The sequence below is a fragment of the Pseudoalteromonas rubra genome, from assembly GCF_005886805.2.
Taxonomy (GTDB): Bacteria; Pseudomonadota; Gammaproteobacteria; order Enterobacterales; family Alteromonadaceae; genus Pseudoalteromonas; species Pseudoalteromonas rubra_D.
Map to the genome: position 1 here is coordinate 1,600,343 of NZ_CP045429.1, position 16,192 is coordinate 1,616,534.

Sequence of the window (16,192 nt, forward strand, 5' to 3'; positions counted from 1 at the left end):
ATGTGACAAATTGTCGCACTTGCGTAAGATGTAGGGGAAAATATCGAAAACTTTGACCTAAAACAAAAACAGCCACCAAATGGCAGCTGTTTTTTGGATGATAAAATGCAGTGCAACCTATATGGCCATCACTTCCATTTGTTGATCACACCATTGCAGGGCTTCGTGGTAATAATCAGGCAACAGATCAGGGTCAAGTCCCAGATGTTGCGCCAGTTCATTGGCCCCCTGCCAGTCGGCTTGCTCATAGAGTTTGATGAGCGCAAGGTAACTGGCCAGCAGACCTTCTTGCTTCAATAGGGCATCTTTGATTTCAATGGCCAGTGGCAGCTTGCTCATTACACTGTCCATGCTTTCATCTAAAATTGCGTCCATCAGTGACATCATACCTGCCAGGAAGGCCATGCCGGTATCTTTTAGTTTACGGTGTTTAACCGCCAATAACTCGGCAAAACGCGCGCGAGTCAGAGACAGACGGACCAGTTCGAGTGGTTTCTCTGAAGACACCTGAGAGGCAAACAGTAAAGAAAGAAACTTCTTCAGCTCCTGATTGCCAAGTACCACCAAAGCTTGCTTAATGGTGGAGATCTCGGCACGACGTTTAAACGCGGCTGAATTCGAGTAGCGTAGCAGCTTATAGCTGAGGTTAACGTCGCGCTCGAACACTTGTGTGATGCGCTTTAAGTCGACGTCAACACTGGATGTTTCGTATAGCAGTTCGGCCAGTGCCATCTCTGAAGGGGGCAGTGTTTTACTCTGAACCACTTCGGGCTTAGCGAAAAAGAACCCCTGGAAATAACTGAACCCAAGATCGAGGGCCTGCTGGTACTGCTCATGTGTTTCGACTTTTTCGGCAACCAGTTCAATGTTTTTAAACGGCGCAATGGCTTCTTTGATCTCTTCAATGGTCGCGACATCTGTGGTCAGCATGTCTATTTTGATCTGATCAATGAAGGGATAGAAATGTCGCCACACTTTTTGATGCTGATAATCATCAAGCACTATGGTGTAGCCTTTTTGCTTCAGGTCCTGCACTGCACCCAGCAGTCGTTTGCCTGGCTGCACGGTTTCAAGGATTTCCACAACCAACTGCTCGCGCCCCATCATTGTGGGGTAACCTTTCAGCAAGGTGTCGAGTGTGAAGTTGATATAAGCCGGTTTATTGTCGGTTAAATCTTCCAGACCAAAGTTAAACTGACTGCCTTCGATCAATCTGGAGGTCGCTTCTGAGCCATCTATTTCAGGGAAGACATTGTCTAAACCATCGCGAAAGAGCAGCTCGTAGCCCACGAGTTCTTTGTTTTTGTTTAGGATTGGCTGCCTGGCGGCATAAAAATACATGAAAGATACACCTGACTGAATACTTCTACTGTTCATCAATATAAGGCAATCTCAGGCATATTTCATTAATTAATTCAGCTTGTTTCAGCTTTTGGTATTAAGGTATGAGGTTGTTTGCGCGCAATTCATAGGCACTTCACCTTGTGTAACTTGGGTGGCGATCTTTGCCATGTTATAGTGGCCCTTTCGCAATGGCTTTTGTCCCAATCTCAGCTAACAACAAAACAGCATCTGATATTGTGGAGAGGAGCCCGACTATAGGAGGTAATTTTGGAAACTGGCACTATGATCTCTCTTGCCATGTATTTCATCGCCATGTTGGGAATTGGACTGTACGCGTATCGTAAGTCTACCAGCGATGTGTCGGGTTATATGTTAGGTGGAAGAAGCCTTCCACCCAGTGTCGCGGCCCTGTCTGCGGGTGCCTCGGATATGAGTGGTTGGATCCTGATGGGTCTGCCCGGCGCCATGTTTGTAAGCGGTTTTAGCAGTACCTGGATTGCCATAGGTCTGCTGATTGGCGCATTTTTAAATTACTTGCTGGTGGCACCGCGTTTACGTGTGTATACCGAGCTGGCGAACGACGCGATAACCATTCCGGACTATTTTGCCAATCGCTTTGAAGATAAAGGCAATGCGTTGCGTATTGTATCCGCGTTAGTGATCATTGTTTTCTTCACGCTGTACACCTCTGCAGGTGTGGTTTCCGGCGGTAAGCTGTTTGAAAACTCCTTTGGTATGAGTTATGAAGCCGGTTTGTATATCACGACTGGCGTGGTTGTTTTGTATACTTTGTTTGGTGGGTTTCTGGCGGTTAGCCTGACTGACTTTGTGCAGGGGTGTATTATGTTCCTGGCGCTAATTTTAGTGCCTGCGGTGACTTATTCTTTACTGGATAACCCGCTGAGCGTTACGCTTAATGAAATCAACCCACAGTTACTGACCTGGATTGGCGCAGGTGGCGCAATCGGTATCGTTTCTGCCATGTCCTGGGGGTTGGGTTATTTCGGGCAGCCACACATTATCGTGCGCTTTATGTCAGTGCGCAGCGTTAAAGATATGCCAACGGCGCGTCGCATTGGCATGAGCTGGATGCTGGTGGCTACTTTAGGTGCCATCACAACGGGCCTGTTTGGTGCAGCGTATGCCCACGAAAAGGGCATTGTGGTTGAAGATCCCGAAACCATTTTCCTGATCTTATCTGAATTGCTCTTCCACCCGCTGATTGCTGGTTTCTTACTGGCTGCGATTCTGGCGGCGATTATGAGTACCATTTCGTCTCAGCTGCTGGTGAGCTCCAGTTCATTGACTGAAGACTTCTATAAGATCTTCCTGCGCAAAGAGGCGTCAGATAAAGAGCTTGTGCTGGTAGGGCGGATCAGCGTGGCGCTGGTTTCCATGTTTGCAATCTATCTTGCATACGACAGAGACAGCACCATTTTAAGCCTGGTGAGTAATGCGTGGGCTGGCTTTGGTGCCGCATTCGGTCCTCTGGTACTGCTTAGCTTATTCTGGAAGCGTATGAACTTTGCAGGCGCATTGTCGGGCATGATAGTGGGCGCAGCAACCGTATTGTTCTGGATCTATGGCCCGGTAACGGTAGATGGCCAACCGCTTAGTGCGCTTATCTACGAAATCGTACCAGGGTTTATTGCTTCAGCCATCGCGATTGTTGCCGTGAGCCTGGCGACATCCGAGCCTCGTGCTGAGATCACAAACAAGTTCGAAGAAATGCAAAAAGCACTTTAAAGTGTTGCATCGACTTCAATAGCCGCAGCGTTTTAGCTGCGGCTTTTTTGTATTTGATTTCTGACACAGACGGATTTTTCTACCATTTAGCCAGAAAATCTGACAGTTGAGCAGATTTATGGTCTCGCCAGTTTTGACCAGGTATAGTTTTCGCATGTCCGATTTGTCGTATTGTTGTTTCAATTTTTCTAATTTTCCTTATGATAAGTCTTACTGTGGGAGGGTCACTACCCATTTTTGACCAACCTCATAGTGTGTAAGACCATTTGCAATGAAGTGAATTTAATACAATTAATGCTTGTTACTATATGTCAATAAGGTTAACATGTGCGCAACCTTCTTGTGGGTGGTCCTTTTAAACCTAAATGAAGGACGGATAGTATGAAATTTTTTATAAAGCGCTTAAATAAGAAAGCAAAAACGAGTCAGTTGGAAGGAATCTCAAACATGAGTGTTGAGTCTGTTCAGTTGGTTACTGGTGGCTCTGGGTCTGGAAATGGTGCGCAACCAAAAATGCAGCGTTTTTCCCCTGAAGCTAAAACGGTTTATTTTGGCGGGTAAATAGTAAGGTTTTTGCCGAGCATGAATGAGTTTTTTATAGTTACTGGATGGATAATAACAGCGTTAGAGCTATTCGTTGTGTTATTCCTGCTGTATTGTTTTAAGCAGCACCGCTTTGATCTGTTTTTCGGGGGGAAAAAGACCCTGAAAAAACAAGGTGACCATGAGCTGCATTCATGCTTTCTTGCTTCTTTGGCAGTGCTTGTTTTTTATACCTCCAGCTCTAGTTTAGGAACTTATATATTAAGCCTTCCTTTTGAACCGACACAGATGCGCCAAGTCTATTACTTTGCTCTTGTGTGTACTGGTGCGGCCTTTATCACTGTATTATTCCTATTGCATGTCATTCGAGGTTGTAACTTTTCTGCTACAGCTCGGCTTGTATCCTATATCTCGTTTATGTTGATGTTTATGAACTTTAGCCAGTTGGTCCTGCGTGGTTATTTAGACAACGATATGTTGTATGACGTATATGGGCCATTTGTAGTGATGGGAAATGTTTGTATATTCGTTACACTTGCCAAATACCCTTTCTATAGAATAATGGAATCTAAACTAGCCAAAGGAGAGATATAATATGGAACTGATATTGATTGGTAGTATGTTAATTATTATGGCGCTGATTTTTGTTTTGGCCATGATTGTAAAGGGGTCCAGCCTGAAGCCGTTTGAACAACGCTTTAGGTCGTTGATAACTGTTTCAAAAGACGAAGAAGAAGTCGACGACAAGTACAGTGAAGCCTATGAAATTGTGATGGAGTTTGGTGATTTGCTTGCTGCTGAAAAGAACCTGGAACAATATTACGGTGTTAAAGATATTTACGACCGCGTTGAAGAATTCAGAGCGGAGAACAATCAGGCCGTTGATAAAGGCAAAGTCGTCCTGAAGGTGGTTAAATAGGCCTGTTACGCCGCGCGCTTTCCCATGGGTGTTTTACACGTATTTCCAGTGGTATTCGCCACGGTATCAGGCGCTCTCGATTGCTGATAGGCGAGTAAATCTCTTGGCGCAATCATTAACCCATATTGTTAGACCAATTTCACTTAATACCTGTTCTATTTGAAGGATCAAATATGACGCTAATAGCGTTAACAGTTTCTCATTTAGAACCTTAGACATAGGTTCACAAATTTTTTGCCTGCCTATATGGATGTAGATGCCTCTGCGATAGCAGGGCGCGGGAGCGGTGTTATCGACCCTATTTTCTCTCCTCAAAATAGAGCACTTAATCAAGCAAATTGGTATTACTCTTTAGTCCCACTAAATTCTGAACCCATTCAATAAATTTTACGGCGTTGTGCGTTCTGAATCGCGATTTATTGGGGATGTAGTAACATAATGACGAAGCAATGCTTCTTCCTCCTACTGGAGTTAACTGGCCGGCTGAACACATACCACGGACCAGTACCTCTGAGCAAAACACCAATGCGTTTTCTATCACTGCCTGCTGTATACCAAACAACTCCTGATCAAACTCTCGGATAACAAAGTCTTCCTTATTCAGCTCGTTGTGTGCCAGCCAGTCATCCAGTGGTGGTGCGCACAGTGCGCGGTTTTTCCAACGTGTTGTATAGATTACTGGTCGGTCCGCTGAGTTTTGTATTGCTCTGAGCGCTTTGTTTCCGAACAGATTATATTGTTCCTCGCTCAGGCGATCTTCGAGCGGGACATCTTTGATATTGCCCAGCCTTACAGGGATTGAATTGGGCAGATTGTCCGTCAGCTCTCCGCTTGAAACCTGCATCGAGATGTCCGGGTAACGTGCTGAGAACGCGCCTTGTGCAGGCAATAGCACCAGCGCCGCAAATGAAGAAGTGGTGCTCACCTGGACGACTTCATTGAGTTGCTGAATGTCTGCCAGCGCACTTTCAATTGTTGCAAAGCCCTCGGAAGTCGCATTGGCCAGCAACAAGCCTGTTTCTGTGAGTAGGACCTTTCTGGGCAAGCGTTGAAATAAACGCACATTGAGGCGGTCTTCAAGCTTACTGATATGATGAGAGATCGCTGTAGGCGTTAAAGAGAGCTCTTCTGCGGCGCGTTTGAAGCTGCCATGACGTGCTGCAGCGTCGAACGCCCTGAGTGCCTGTAACGAAACAGATAATGCCATGGTAGTCATCCAATCAAAAAATATATAGATGATTTTAACTCATCTATAGGTGCAAGAGTATCGTTTGTTCAGCTGATTGCCTTAACGCACACTATGACGCGTTCAGTAATTAAAAAGGTAATTAGCATGAGTACAATTTTGCACATAGATTCGAGCGTCAGAGCGATTGACAATGAAAACCCCTCACATAATTCACTGTCAAAGCAGATTGCCCAGCAGTTTGTTAAAAGCTGGCAGAAAACCTCTTCAATAGATGAGTATATCTATCGTGACGTGGGATCACATCCTCCACACTTTATCACTCAGGATTGGATTGGAGCTGTATTCACCCCGGAAGGTAAAAGAACTAGGGAGCAGAGGCAGCTATTGGCCTTATCCGATACGCTGATCGATGAGCTGACTCGCGCTGATATTATTGTTATTTCAACACCTATGTACAATTATGGTATGCCAGCACAACTCAAGGCCTGGTTTGATCAGATTGTTCGGGTTAACAAAACATTTGATTTTGATCTCAAGCGAGGAGACTTTCCGTTAGCGCCATTATTGTCTGGCAAGACACTGGTTGCCATAGCCTCATGTGGCGAATTTGGCTTCGAGGAGCCCGAGATCAGAGCTAAGAGTAATCATCTGATGCCACATTTACGCACGTTAAGTCGTTATCTTGGAGTTGAAACTATGCATGAAATAGTGAGTGAATATCAGGAGTTTGCCGATGACAGGCATCAGGCGTCGCTCACACAGGCTTTTGAGCAAGCGCAAAGCCTGGCAGTTGCACTGGCACGGAGTCAGCAAGTGCAACACACCGATGTACAGTTTGTATGAGCGTGATCACTTAGATTGACCCGTCAAACTACAAAAGTGGTCGCTTTGGGTTACTTTTGTTTTATTCAATAACGCGCTTTGTTAAGCCCGTCTTTTTTCATTGTGTGCGACCGAACTCTGCTGGAGGATGGGTTTCAGGTCGCGCAAAATAATATGGCCATAATCCTGATATCCTGCCTGCGTGCCAGGTGTAAACCACTTCATATGGGAAATAAACTCAAGGGAATTAGCAATGCTGGTGATCAGGCTTTGTTCCATGTCAGAGTGGTAAGCCATCGGCGGCTCTACAGGGGCTGGAGGCGTATGGGTTACGTTTTGATGCTCTCCGGTCAGCAGCCATAATGCACTGTCTTTAGTCACCGGATGTAAAAAGAATTTGCTTACTACCGACAGGGTAGGTTCCCTAACATCTTTCTCATACTTTCGATACGAAGCAGTGGGAATATCCAGCATTTCTGAAAAGCCAACCTGAGAATAACCCAAGTTGATACGTAACTGTTTTAATCTTGTAGCAAAAGTATTTGACATATGACCCAATCCGGTTAATTATTTATCCACCTGACCCGTTCAGACTACATGACTCTCAGTCAAATGTCTAACCGGGACGAAAAATTAAACACTTGGCCGGGACGCTCTCCGGGTAGGTGTAGGCTCAGACCTGTGTTTAGACGTTTGTAAATTTCATGGCTTTAAACACGTTGCTTTAGGTTTGTAAGACACTGTGATTGATAATAAGCGGATATGTTATGACTACTGTTAAAAGAAATGAATCTGTGCGTAAAGCACACACCATAGCAGCCAGGAAGCAAATTCAAACTGCTATTCGTCGCCTACGTAGAGAAATGAACTTAACTCAGGCTGAGTTAGGTAAAAAACTTGTTACGCCTGTTGATCAGGCAACCATCTCTAACTGGGAGTGCGGTAAGTCTGACTTATCTGCCTGTCAATTACTGGATATTATGATGATTTTTGGCCAGCCAAACTTTATGAGTTTGCTGGAGCAGGGAGCGCAAAGCGACCTGGTCGACGAAAAGCAGTCGGCCTAACGCAATTATTCACTGACAGCTCCTCTGTCAGATAAGCCTCCTAGCTAACATATCGTGTTGTCTGGGCACACTCGTGCCCGCTTCTCTTTTTTATTCGTCTAATTGCTGATCTTGTACTAGCTTTCCATTGGGAGCGAGAGTCCTGACTCATGCGATTCTTATCTGGTCAATGGCCAAAGTGCACTGTTTTTAAAAAGAGCAGGCTCTTCTGCTGGTGGTCCCGCCTCGTCACGCCCAACATACCTGTATTGCTTTTTCTATGGTGCGCTGGGTGCAATTAAGCAAGTATAAGGAACCATTTTATGTCGTCAGTTAAATCGAAGTTAGGGTTTGATCAGAACCAACGTAAGATTATTATTGGGGAACAGCAGGACTCTGAACTAGGGCCGTTATGCCACCTCCCTGGCACCTGGAAAAACATAGGTAATCTTGAAGGCCATGGCTGGAATATGATTGCTTTGCCTTTTGCCGCGGGCGATCTGGATTATCGGCTGCTCATGAATCAGTATGACGAAGAGCTGACTTTCAGCTTGGTGGACAAAGGCGTACCAAACCGGGGTATTCCGGAAGATCAATCTGTCGCTACGCTCGACTACACCCAAATCATTAACCAGATTGCTGCACAAGACTATCCACATTCAGGGCTTGAGGGTAAACCTGGCCTGGCAATTCACCATGAACCTGGTCTGTGGTTGCATATGCGTGATCAGTTAACCGATGATCTGGATATCGCCCGGCTGTCCAGTATTCCCCATGGCGATGCGGTGATCGCATTGGGTAAGAGTGCACATTCTCAGTCTGGCTTTGAGATCCCTGCACTGAATGGCTTACCCATAGGCGTATCGGGCGATATAGACACCAATCCCTATCTGGCACCTTATAAACACTTCAGAGATCAGCCTTTTGAAGGCCTGTTTGATCCTACCCAGGCAAATGCTCTGCTGCAAAAAGCGATTGCTCCTTTACTCAGCGCTGGCAAAGTGAAAAATACCACTAAGCTGGAAGTACGTACAACCGCGGCGTCGGGCTCTGTAAACAATATTCCGTTTGTCACACGCCAGGCGAATGCCGCTGAAGTACATTCCACATTTTGGATCTACGAATTAACGGAGACTGACCAAAACGGCAATCCAAAGCTTTGGTTACAATATTCTCAGAACGTGATCCTGGACTTTTTCAATCGTAAGGACAGACCAGGCGAATTAATCCGCTGGCCACACATCAGCATCAACACGCTGGAAAAAGTCGACACCTGATAGTCGCAGTTGCTGCTGCTTACTTTTTGTTTGCAGCAGTGGTGCTTTCTCGCCATGTTATGGAGTCATTTGGATTTTACGTGTGAAACGAGGGGGCACCGACCCATTGCATCTTGCAATTTAACTAATAAGGGAACACACTAGGTGTAAATAATTAACAATAAAGCCACAAGCTAATGGCGCGATTCGCGCCTCAAGCAACACGTCGGTTAGAATTAACATGTTTACACTGGTCATATTATCTTTGGGTTGCCTTCATGGTCTGTATCTCAGTTACGAGCTGATACGGAAGAATACGGCGAATGATGCAAACAGGATGCTTGCTTTGTGTATTCAGTGCTTTGTTGCACTGTTGTTTTTTATACTGCTTGATGAAAGTGGGGCGTTTTACTATTTGCCTCATCTGATTGGAATTCAGGAGCCTCTGACTTTTCTGTTGGCACCGTGTTTTTATTACTACGTACTCAGATTAACATCGCCCGCCTATATTCCGTTTAATCGCGTTCATTTACTCCCGTTTGTTCTGGCGCTGCTCTGTGCCATTCCTTTCTTTTTGCTTGATGCACGCAGCAAATGGCAGTTTTTGTACGGCGATATGTATGCCCCTGACCTGCCATCCTGGTATCTGGCAGGGTTTGAAAATGTCTTTATATTTGGCGCTATGTTGCAGGTTGCAGTGTATCTGATATTTGCGTGGCGCAGGCTCAATGCCTACCAGATCCTGTCGGCCAATAACTTTTCATCCCTTGAACTGATCAACCTGAACTGGCTAAGACGCTTGCTTATGATGTTGTTATCGCTTTATGGGCTGTGGTTCATCGATGAAGCGATAGAAGTGAATGTTATGGCGTGTATTGATCACGACAGTGGGCTTGGCTGTGAGTATGACTGGTTGATTGGCGAGCGCTGGTTCTTTTTCTCTGAGTTGGGAGTGGTCATTGTTTTTTATTTGATGAGTTATTACGGCTTGCGTCAGCCAGAAATATTTATCCAGAGTAATCAATATGTTGAACTGGATAAGCCGAACAGTGAAAAGTACTTAAATTCAGCACTGTCAGAATCACTGGCTGTGCAGCTTTGTGACCTAATTGAAGAGCAGGTGCAGGACGAAAAGCTGTATCTTAAAGCGGATTTAACGCTGCACGACCTAGCCTGTGCATGTGGTCATTCCCGGCACCACGTTTCCCAGGCGATTAATCAAAGTAAAAACATGAGTTTTTTTGATTTTATCAATCAACTCAGAGTGATGCATGCCCAGCAGCTGCTATTGTCCCAGCCAGACAGAAGTATTCTGGATATCTCTTTGGACAGTGGGTTTAACTCCCGCTCTGCGTTTTATGGGGCATTCAAACGTTATACCGAGTTAACACCAGGCGCTTATCGAAAACAAAGTAAAATATTGGCAGAAAATATGTCCTGATCAGTCGGTCAGGACGACAAGCAGCCCTCGCTGCGCAAGGATGTCATTGTTATTTCAATGGAGAAAACAACAATGACAAGACAAATACCCGTTCAGCAGGACAGGCTTTTACGACCGCGGCCATTGCCTTTTTTACTGCCCGGTGCGCCATCAGATCATGGCACTCACCCCGAACAAGCAAAAAATATAACTCAGGTGACTGGCAAGTATCTGGCGCAAGCATCAGGATCACCAATTGTTCTGTTGATTTGTGCCTTTTTAAATACCGCTGTGGTACATGTCAATGCTGCACCGTCTGATCTGGAGCGCATAACGGTCACCGGCAGCCAGTATACGTTAGCCACCCGGCACAATACGCACTTCCTCTCCAAAGAGCGTATTGAGTCAATGCCGCACATTGCCGATGATATTTTTCGACTGATGCCCGCTTTACCGGGGGTTGCCGCAGGTGATTATTCTGCTAACTTTTTTGTGCGCGGTGGGCATTCGGATGAAGTTCTCGTGTTACTGGATGGTCAGCAGCTTTACCGGCCTTTTCATATGAAAAGCTTCAATAGTGCGTTTAGCATTGTCGACACGGACAATGTAGGCGCGATGGACTTTTCCAGTGGCGGATTCACGGCACGTTATGGCAATAAAATGAGCGGTGTCATGGCGATAGAAAGCCTCTATGACATTCCCCAATACAAACATAGTCTGGGTGTAAGCTTCATTAATGCCAGAGCCGGGTCACAGGGCACATTTGACGATGATAAAGGCACCTGGCTGGTATCAGTCAGACGCGGTTATCTTGATCTGGTACTGGATGCGGTAGAAGATGAATCGAACAAATTTGAGCCCATTTATGCGGATTTATTTGCGAAGGTCAGTTATGAGCTGACGGATACCCAGTCTTTGTCAGGACACTTTCTTTACGCCTGGGACGATGAAATACTTGATGACACCTTTACTGAATGGGATGGAGTCCGGGAATATCAGGTGAAGGAAAAGGTCAGTGGCGAGTACAGCAGCGCCTACGCGTAGGCGGTCCTGCACTCAGACTGGCGTGAGGATCTGAGCAGCCAGACGTTATTGTCAGTTGCCAGAGTCGAGGAAGACCGTAGCGGCGGTCAATACGACCCGACCGAAGTGTGGCTTACCCTGGACGATAACAAGTTCTTTTATGCCTACTCACTGAAACAAGACTGGCAATGGCGTGTTAGTGACAGTCATTATCTGGAGTCGGGTTTTGAAGCCAAATACCTAGATGCAGAGTATGATTACTGGCTGGAAGCCTGGTATCAGGTGAACTATGACGGTGAAGACTATCGTCAGCAAAAAACACAACTAACTGCATCCGGTAATGTGTTTGGTGCCTATATCAGTGATCGTTGGCGACTTAACCCTGACTGGGTAGCTGAGCTGGGTTTGCGCTGGGATCAGCAGGATTATTATGGGTTTACCAAAGCGCAATGGAGCCCGCGAGTTGCGCTCTTGTATCAGCCAGCCGACGAACAGCGGGTTTCCCTGAGCGCCGGAGATTATTACCAGCCTGAGGATATTCTCAGCTTGCAGGTCGCTGATGGCACCACTGAGTTTCATGGCGTAGAGAAAGCGCGTCATGTCATTCTATCTTATCAGCATGCGCTGAGCCCGGCTTTTCAATGGCGCGCTGAAGCGTATCTGAAAAAACTGTCACAGCTGCGGCCCTGGTATGAGAATGCGTTTGACCTTTATGAATTCTTACCAGAAGGGCAGGCCGACAGGTATCGGGTTGCCCCGGACTCAGCCAGAGTTAAAGGCGTTGAGCTGAGCTTTCAGCATCACATTACTTCTCAATGGCAGTGGCAGGCGAGTTACAGTTGGTCTAACGCACAGGACAGCATTAGCGGACGCTGGTATCCGCGTAGCTGGGACCAAAGGCATGCTATAAAGCTGACGAGTCGTTATCAGTTCGATAATGGCTGGCAGATCAGTGGGCTGGTGTATTTTCATTCCGGTTGGCCTATGACTGGCGAGTCAGGCCGTTTGGTAAAAAATACGCCCAATGGCGGTTACGAAATCCAGCGTAGTCTCAATGAGCGTAACAAGCTTAAACTGGGTAACTACAAACGTATAGATATGCGAATTCATAAAATCTATCCATTATCAAACAGTGAGTTAACTGTTTTCTTTGAAGTTTCTAATTTACTGAACTTTGACAATGAATGTTGTATAGATCGAACCAGCTACTCAGTAGATGGGCAGGGAAAGTTGCGTAAAAAAGAAGAGCGCGGGCACTGGTTGCCGATTATTCCGTCGTTCGGTGTGAAGTGGGCATTCTGATTTTTGGTGAGATAAAGCCCGGTTTTTACACCGGGCTTAAATCAGACGGTGGATCAGTCCTGAACTGAGCGAAGCAGGGCGTTGATCCCTACTTTTTCACGCGTTTGCTGGTCCACTTTCTTAACTATGATCGCCGCATACAGGCTGTGAGTACCATCTTTGCTTGGTAATGAACCTGGGACGACAACGGCACCTGCTGGAACTCGGCCGTAGTGGATCTCGCCGGTTTCGCGGTCATAGATACGCGTACTTTGTGAAATGTACACACCCATTGAAATTACCGCGCCTTCTTCAACAATGACCCCTTCAACAATTTCAGAGCGGGCACCGATGAAGCAGTTATCTTCGATAATGGTTGGGTTGGCTTGTAATGGCTCCAGTACACCGCCGATACCTACACCGCCAGAGAGGTGTACATTTTTGCCGATCTGAGCACATGAACCGACTGTGGCCCAGGTATCAACCATAGTGCCTTCGTCGACATAAGCGCCAATGTTGACATAAGACGGCATCAAAACCACATTTTTGCCGATGAAGCTACCCTGACGTGCAACGGCATTGGGGACCACACGCATGCCACCTTGCTGAAACTGCTCTGGTGTATAGTCGCTAAACTTTAGCGGGACTTTATCGAAAAACTGGTTTACCCCGTCATGCATAGGCTGGTTATCGCGAATACGGAATGACAGCAGAACCGCCTTTTTCAGCCACTGGTGCACAACCCACTCGCCACTGACTTTTTCAGCAACGCGTGCTGCGCCTGAGTCCAGTAAAGCCAGTGCATCAATGATGGCATTTTTTACCTGAGGTGACACATCACTGGGTGTGATGGTATCGCGTTGTTCCCAGGCTTGTTCAATTGTGGTTTTTAAATCCGACATAGTGTCCTCATTTATTCAGATTCTGCATTGAGTTTTTTCATCAGTGAGCGATGTAACGATGCTTTGGCATCTTCACTGAGACGTTGATAATCTTTGTCCGAGACCACAAAGAAATCCTCCGCGCGTTCGCCCACTGTGGTAATACGTGCGGCGTGAATATGCAGTGAATGGACTTGAAAAACTTCGGCTATTTTAGTCAATAAGCCTGGAATATCCACTGCCTGGATCTCTATTAGGTTTCGGTCACTGCGGGCGTGGGGGCGTACCACGACCTTAGGTTTAATATTAAAGTCTTTGAAACGTTGTGAGCGGTTTTTCTTCAGCCGGATTTTCTTCTTCGGATCTGTGAGGATCACTTCCAGGCTGCGCCGCAAAGCTTTGGCGCGGGTACCGCTGATGGGGCGACCATCTACTTCTAGTATGACAAAGCTAAAGACCACATAACCGTCTTTAGTTGTCAGTACCTGAGCATGCTGGATCTGGGCCTTTTTGGAACCAATTACTGCCACCAGTTTAGCAAACAAACTGGCTTCATAAGGCGCGTAAACAAAAACCTGGGTTCCGCCATGCATCGGTTGTTCTGAGACAACCACGCAGGGCTTGCTCAGGTCATCTCGGCCGAGTAGATATTCAGTTTGCCAGGAAATTTGTTGTTCGCTGAACGCGGTAAAATAGTTGGCTTTAAAGCGCGCCCAGATCATGTCAATTAGGTCTTCGCGGTAGTCTTTATTGATCAGCCGCTGTTTTGCCTGTTGTTTCTTATCGCGGATCTGATCACGCATATCCATGGGGTTTTCCAGACCCAGACGCAATGCTCGCTGCGTGAGCAAGTAAAGCTCCCGCAACAGGGTGTTTTTCCAGTCATTCCACAGGTTATCATTGGTTGCACGAATATCGGCAACGGTCAGACAATAGAGATAGTCGAGCTGGCGTTCATTCTTAATGCGCGAGGCAAATTCGTTGATCACTTCCGGATCATTGATGTCTTTACGCTGCGCGGTGACCGACATCAACAGGTGATTTTCGACTAACCAGGCAACAAGCTTGCAGTCGGATGAAGAGAACCCATGCATTTGTGCAAACGCAGATGCATCAACGGCCCCCAGCTCAGAGTGATCGCCACCCCGGCCTTTGGCAATATCATGGAAAATGCCTGCCAGATACAGCAACTCAGGTTTATCCATGCGCGTGACGATTTCAGTACACAGCGGAAATTCGCCCTGGTGCTCATGACTAAAATAGCGATAAATATTGTTGATGAGCTTGTGTGTGTGCTCATCAACGGTATAGGCATGAAATAAATCGAATTGCATCTGCCCGAAGATATTTCGCCATTGTGGCAAGTAGGCTGCAATGATCCCATGTTTGTGCATCAGGGTAAACGCGCGGCCCATGCCGTTGGGGTGTTTAAGCAGCCGCATTAATGCATCGCGGCAGGCGGCATAATCTTGCAAATCACCCAACAGGCGGCGTCTTACCTGGCGCACAGTGCGAATGGTGCTGGGATCGATGTCGGTAATTTCCGGGTTATCGGCAATATGTTCAAACAATAAAATGAGATTTTCCCGGCGAAAGAACACTGAAGGATTCTTTACCCGAATTTTATTGCCAACACGCTCAAAGTGGTTATCGAGCGGTATCACGGTTTGTTCGCTTTGATCTGGTAAAATGCTCTGCTCAAAATACGCCAGTAGCATCTGGTTCATTTCGCGCACACGACTCATGATCCGGAACAGACGTTTCATCATGCGTTCAACGGAAGCCTTGCCCTCGGAACCAAATCCTAACAGCTCAGCGGCATGAGGCTGGTAATCAAACAGCAAGCGATTTTCACTGCGTCCGGCTGCCAGATGGAGTGCAAAGCGGATATTCCAGAGGTTTTCCAGGCATTCCAGCAGTTCCTGGTACTCCTCGTGAGTCAGATAACCATGACTAATCAGCTCTTCGAGTGTTTCTGCATGAAAGTGTTTTTTAGCGACCCAGAAGATGGTCTGGAGATCGCGCAGGCCACCCGGATTTTCTTTGATATTCGGCTCAAGGTTATAGGCGGTACCGTGACACTTTCTGCGACGTAGTCGTTGCTCTTTGACCTTGGCGATAAAGAATTCATCTGATTGCCAGATGGGCGTCTCAACAATGTGACTTTTGAGGCGTTCAAACTCAACATGATTGCCGCAAATTAATCGGCTCTCAAGCAGGCTGGTGGTGAAGTGTACGTCTTCACGTTTTTGTTCGAGTACCTGCTCGTGGGTTCGGACACTGTGACCAATATCCAGGTTGAGGTCCCATAACAAGGTCATGAATGACTCGAGAGACTCTGTCAGTTCAGGTCCGGGTTCTTGTTTGCACAGCAGCAGAAAGTCAATGTCGGAATATGGATGTAATTCTCCACGACCATATCCGCCAACCCCTATTAGAGCCAAATCCGGGAATTGGGCCAGCCCGGTGTCGGAGTATAACTTAATCAATAAGCGGTCAATAAACTCGGCCCGGGCATTGATCAGCTGTCTGACGGGTTGCTTAGAAAACTGGTTGTTCAGCCACTTGTAAAAATAGGTCTGACAGTTTTTGTAATCGTTCAAGGTTTGCGCTTCGTCGAGAAGCGTTTTTACTTTGTTTGGTAGTGCCACCTGGACTCCCTATGTTGCGCGCAAAACTCACAGCTCAGTTTTACACTAAGTGACAAAAAAATGCGAGGTTG

15 protein-coding genes are annotated in these 16,192 nt (G+C 46.5%); 10 read left to right on the forward strand and 5 right to left on the reverse strand.

From position 1 onward, the window contains the following. Positions 1-117: 117 nt before the first annotated feature. A complete protein-coding gene (locus CWC22_RS06830; protein WP_138538970.1) occupies positions 118-1,341 on the reverse strand; it encodes an EAL and HDOD domain-containing protein in 1,224 nt (407 codons plus the stop codon). Positions 1,342-1,611: 270 nt separating this feature from the next. On the opposite strand from CWC22_RS06830, the gene putP reads away from it, so the two are divergent. The 4 genes from putP to CWC22_RS06850 all read left to right on the forward strand — a co-directional run bounded on the left by putP (position 1,612) and on the right by CWC22_RS06850 (position 4,552). Next, entirely contained in the window at positions 1,612-3,090 is a 1,479-nt protein-coding gene (putP, locus tag CWC22_RS06835) for a sodium/proline symporter PutP (RefSeq protein WP_125564098.1), read from the forward strand. A gap of 381 nt (positions 3,091-3,471) precedes the next feature. After that, on the forward strand, positions 3,472-3,651 hold the full coding sequence (locus CWC22_RS06840) for a hypothetical protein (RefSeq protein ID WP_138538971.1): 180 nt from the start codon (positions 3,472-3,474) through the stop codon (positions 3,649-3,651). A gap of 21 nt (positions 3,652-3,672) precedes the next feature. Then, positions 3,673-4,227 carry a hypothetical protein gene (locus CWC22_RS06845; protein WP_138538972.1) on the forward strand — a complete coding sequence of 185 codons (555 nt, stop codon included), beginning with the start codon at positions 3,673-3,675 and terminating at the stop codon, positions 4,225-4,227. 1 nt (position 4,228) lies between these two features. Continuing rightward, positions 4,229-4,552 carry a hypothetical protein gene (locus CWC22_RS06850; protein WP_138538973.1) on the forward strand — a complete coding sequence of 108 codons (324 nt, stop codon included), beginning with the start codon at positions 4,229-4,231 and terminating at the stop codon, positions 4,550-4,552. A gap of 325 nt (positions 4,553-4,877) precedes the next feature. Here CWC22_RS06850 and CWC22_RS06855 read toward each other — a convergent pair whose 3' ends face one another. Then, positions 4,878-5,759, reverse strand: a complete 882-nt coding sequence (locus CWC22_RS06855) for a LysR family transcriptional regulator (protein WP_138538974.1) — start codon at positions 5,757-5,759, stop codon at positions 4,878-4,880. A 126-nt stretch (positions 5,760-5,885) separates the two neighbouring features. Between CWC22_RS06855 and CWC22_RS06860 the strand changes: the two genes are divergently transcribed. Next, entirely contained in the window at positions 5,886-6,584 is a 699-nt protein-coding gene (locus CWC22_RS06860; protein ID WP_138538975.1) for an FMN-dependent NADH-azoreductase, read from the forward strand. Positions 6,585-6,665: 81 nt separating this feature from the next. On the opposite strand, the gene CWC22_RS06865 is transcribed toward CWC22_RS06860, so the two are convergent. Beyond that, positions 6,666-7,112 carry a helix-turn-helix transcriptional regulator gene (locus CWC22_RS06865; RefSeq protein WP_125564086.1) on the reverse strand — a complete coding sequence of 149 codons (447 nt, stop codon included), beginning with the start codon at positions 7,110-7,112 and terminating at the stop codon, positions 6,666-6,668. Positions 7,113-7,330: 218 nt separating this feature from the next. On the opposite strand from CWC22_RS06865, the gene CWC22_RS06870 reads away from it, so the two are divergent. From CWC22_RS06870 to CWC22_RS06890, 5 genes are all read left to right on the forward strand, one after another. After that, positions 7,331-7,630, forward strand: a complete 300-nt coding sequence (locus CWC22_RS06870) for a helix-turn-helix domain-containing protein (RefSeq protein WP_049865423.1) — start codon at positions 7,331-7,333, stop codon at positions 7,628-7,630. 302 nt (positions 7,631-7,932) lie between these two features. Continuing rightward, a complete protein-coding gene (locus CWC22_RS06875; RefSeq protein ID WP_125564085.1) occupies positions 7,933-8,886 on the forward strand; it encodes a heme-binding protein in 954 nt (317 codons plus the stop codon). A 220-nt stretch (positions 8,887-9,106) separates the two neighbouring features. Further along, positions 9,107-10,306 (forward strand): AraC family transcriptional regulator, encoded by a 1,200-nt coding sequence (locus CWC22_RS06880; protein ID WP_138538976.1) that lies wholly within the window; start codon positions 9,107-9,109, stop codon positions 10,304-10,306. Between the two features lie 72 nt (positions 10,307-10,378). Further along, entirely contained in the window at positions 10,379-11,329 is a 951-nt protein-coding gene (locus CWC22_RS06885; protein WP_171045108.1) for a TonB-dependent receptor plug domain-containing protein, read from the forward strand. Between the two features lie 48 nt (positions 11,330-11,377). Then, positions 11,378-12,610, forward strand: a complete 1,233-nt coding sequence (locus tag CWC22_RS06890; protein ID WP_138538978.1) for a TonB-dependent receptor plug domain-containing protein — start codon at positions 11,378-11,380, stop codon at positions 12,608-12,610. Positions 12,611-12,663: 53 nt separating this feature from the next. Here CWC22_RS06890 and dapD read toward each other — a convergent pair whose 3' ends face one another. Together dapD and glnD are read right to left on the reverse strand one after the other, a co-directional pair. Beyond that, positions 12,664-13,491, reverse strand: a complete 828-nt coding sequence (dapD, locus tag CWC22_RS06895; protein ID WP_125564079.1) for a 2,3,4,5-tetrahydropyridine-2,6-dicarboxylate N-succinyltransferase — start codon at positions 13,489-13,491, stop codon at positions 12,664-12,666. An 11-nt stretch (positions 13,492-13,502) separates the two neighbouring features. Next, positions 13,503-16,121 carry a [protein-PII] uridylyltransferase gene (gene glnD / locus CWC22_RS06900; RefSeq protein WP_125564077.1) on the reverse strand — a complete coding sequence of 873 codons (2,619 nt, stop codon included), beginning with the start codon at positions 16,119-16,121 and terminating at the stop codon, positions 13,503-13,505. Positions 16,122-16,192 lie beyond the last annotated feature (71 nt).

Coding starts and splice junctions, on each gene's coding strand:
- CWC22_RS06830 (WP_138538970.1), bottom strand. CDS start 1,341: ATGTATTTTTATGCCGCCAGGCAGCCAATCCTAAACAAAAACAAAGAA.
- CWC22_RS06840 (WP_138538971.1), top strand. CDS start 3,472: ATGAAATTTTTTATAAAGCGCTTAAATAAGAAAGCAAAAACGAGTCAG.
- CWC22_RS06845 (WP_138538972.1), top strand. CDS start 3,673: ATGAATGAGTTTTTTATAGTTACTGGATGGATAATAACAGCGTTAGAG.
- CWC22_RS06850 (WP_138538973.1), top strand. CDS start 4,229: ATGGAACTGATATTGATTGGTAGTATGTTAATTATTATGGCGCTGATT.
- CWC22_RS06855 (WP_138538974.1), bottom strand. CDS start 5,759: ATGGCATTATCTGTTTCGTTACAGGCACTCAGGGCGTTCGACGCTGCA.
- CWC22_RS06860 (WP_138538975.1), top strand. CDS start 5,886: ATGAGTACAATTTTGCACATAGATTCGAGCGTCAGAGCGATTGACAAT.
- CWC22_RS06865 (WP_125564086.1), bottom strand. CDS start 7,112: ATGTCAAATACTTTTGCTACAAGATTAAAACAGTTACGTATCAACTTG.
- CWC22_RS06870 (WP_049865423.1), top strand. CDS start 7,331: ATGACTACTGTTAAAAGAAATGAATCTGTGCGTAAAGCACACACCATA.
- CWC22_RS06875 (WP_125564085.1), top strand. CDS start 7,933: ATGTCGTCAGTTAAATCGAAGTTAGGGTTTGATCAGAACCAACGTAAG.
- CWC22_RS06880 (WP_138538976.1), top strand. CDS start 9,107: ATGTTTACACTGGTCATATTATCTTTGGGTTGCCTTCATGGTCTGTAT.
- CWC22_RS06885 (WP_171045108.1), top strand. CDS start 10,379: ATGACAAGACAAATACCCGTTCAGCAGGACAGGCTTTTACGACCGCGG.
- dapD (WP_125564079.1), bottom strand. CDS start 13,491: ATGTCGGATTTAAAAACCACAATTGAACAAGCCTGGGAACAACGCGAT.